The organism is Microcystis sp. LE18-22.4A, from assembly GCF_027531105.1.
Lineage (GTDB): Bacteria > Cyanobacteriota > Cyanobacteriia > Cyanobacteriales > Microcystaceae > Microcystis > Microcystis aeruginosa.
On record NZ_JAPZRB010000573.1, the window covers coordinates 1 to 1,311 of the forward strand.

At 40.4% G+C, this 1,311-nt stretch carries 3 protein-coding genes; all 3 read left to right on the top strand.

Going from position 1 to position 1,311, the window contains the following annotated elements:
* Window positions 1-379: transposase (locus O9295_RS24700; protein WP_288035950.1), on the top strand; the 379-nt coding region annotated here is incomplete at its 5' end.
* Window positions 380-623: 244 nt separating this feature from the next.
* Window positions 624-842 (top strand): type II toxin-antitoxin system HicB family antitoxin, encoded by a 219-nt coding sequence (locus O9295_RS24705; RefSeq protein WP_004163690.1) that lies wholly within the window; start codon window positions 624-626, stop codon window positions 840-842.
* A complete protein-coding gene (locus O9295_RS24710) occupies window positions 839-1,018 on the top strand; it encodes a type II toxin-antitoxin system HicA family toxin (RefSeq protein ID WP_002782277.1) in 180 nt (59 codons plus the stop codon). Before O9295_RS24705 ends, O9295_RS24710 begins: the two co-directional genes overlap by 4 nt.
* Window positions 1,019-1,311: the final 293 nt, after the last annotated feature.

Sequence of the window (1,311 nt, forward strand, 5' to 3'; positions counted from 1 at the left end):
GTTAAAAAATGAAGAAGATTTAACGGAACCCCAAAAAATTAAACTAGAAGCTATCAAAGAAAAATTGCCAAATTTGAAAAAGATGCAGGAATTAAAGGAAGAATTTAGAAAGATTTATGAAACCTCAGAGAATCCGACAGAGGGAATGCTATCCATCTCGGAATGGTTGGCAAAATCCTCCAGTGTTTTTACTAAGAGTTGTCAAACAATCCGAAACTGGTTTGGAGAAATCATTAGTTATTTCGAGCGAAGGACAACGAATGGGATGGTCGAGGGAATCAACAATAAACTTAAACTAATAAAACGGAGAGCCTATGGCTTGAGAAACTTTCGGAATTTTTGGGTTAGAAGTATGTTGTCTTGGCATCTTGTCTGTTGATTTAGCATAAAGAGTAACGAAGAGCCTAAATTCCGAAAGGCGATCATTAATTTACTTAAAGTGCGATCGCCGCTCTTGTAGGTTGGGTGATCGGTACTCAACCCAACATCATCCCCATGATGCTCTAATCTTGTGTCGTGATCTTGTGATATTTTGGTTGAGAGTGCGATGTTGAAGGCACTGCGTAGCAGCACGCTAATTCATAAATTATCAAATAATTCATAAATTATCAAAGGAGATTGTCATGAAAGGAGAATTCACCGCCATCATTGAAGCAGCAACAGAAGGGGGATACTGGGCGATTTGTCCTGAAGTCCTAGGTGCAAATGGTCAAGGAGAAACCATTGAAGAAGCCAAAGAAAGCTTAAAAAGTGCTATTCAACTAATTTTTGAAGATCGTTTGGCTGATATTCGTCGAGGACTACCAAAAGAAGCGATCGAGGAGACAATTTCCATTCCATGAAACGTCAAGAATTAGAAAAAAAGTTGCGGAAAGCTGGTTGTTATCTTAAGCGAGAGGGCGCTTCTCATTCTCTTTGGATTAACCCTCAAACTGGGGTCATTGAAGCTGTACCACGACATACAGAAATCAAAGAATTTTTAGCACAAAAAATTCTCAGAAACCTGAATGCCCAATAGTGCGATGCCGAAGGCACTGCCTAGCAGTACGCCGATCTTGTAGGGTGTGTGTTTGCGGTGATAATCTCTGTTAAAAAAACAAAATCAACAATCCGCGCCCCGCGCACCAACTTTATTATTAAATTGGTGCGTTACGCTATCGAAAAGCGCATCCTAGTGGACTGTTTCAGCTAAAATAGGGCAATAGCTCGAACAAGCAGAGGACATCAATCATGGGAAGAGGTCGGCGAGATAAAGTCAATCTAACAGGGGAACAAAGAGAAAACCTCGAACAAATCAGTCGTAATGGCTAT

What these genes read in the sequence shown, in the direction of transcription:
- O9295_RS24710 (WP_002782277.1), top strand. Translation starts at nt 839, where the DNA reads ATGAAACGTCAAGAATTAGAAAAAAAGTTGCGGAAAGCTGGTTGTTAT.
- O9295_RS24705 (WP_004163690.1), top strand. Translation starts at nt 624, where the DNA reads ATGAAAGGAGAATTCACCGCCATCATTGAAGCAGCAACAGAAGGGGGA.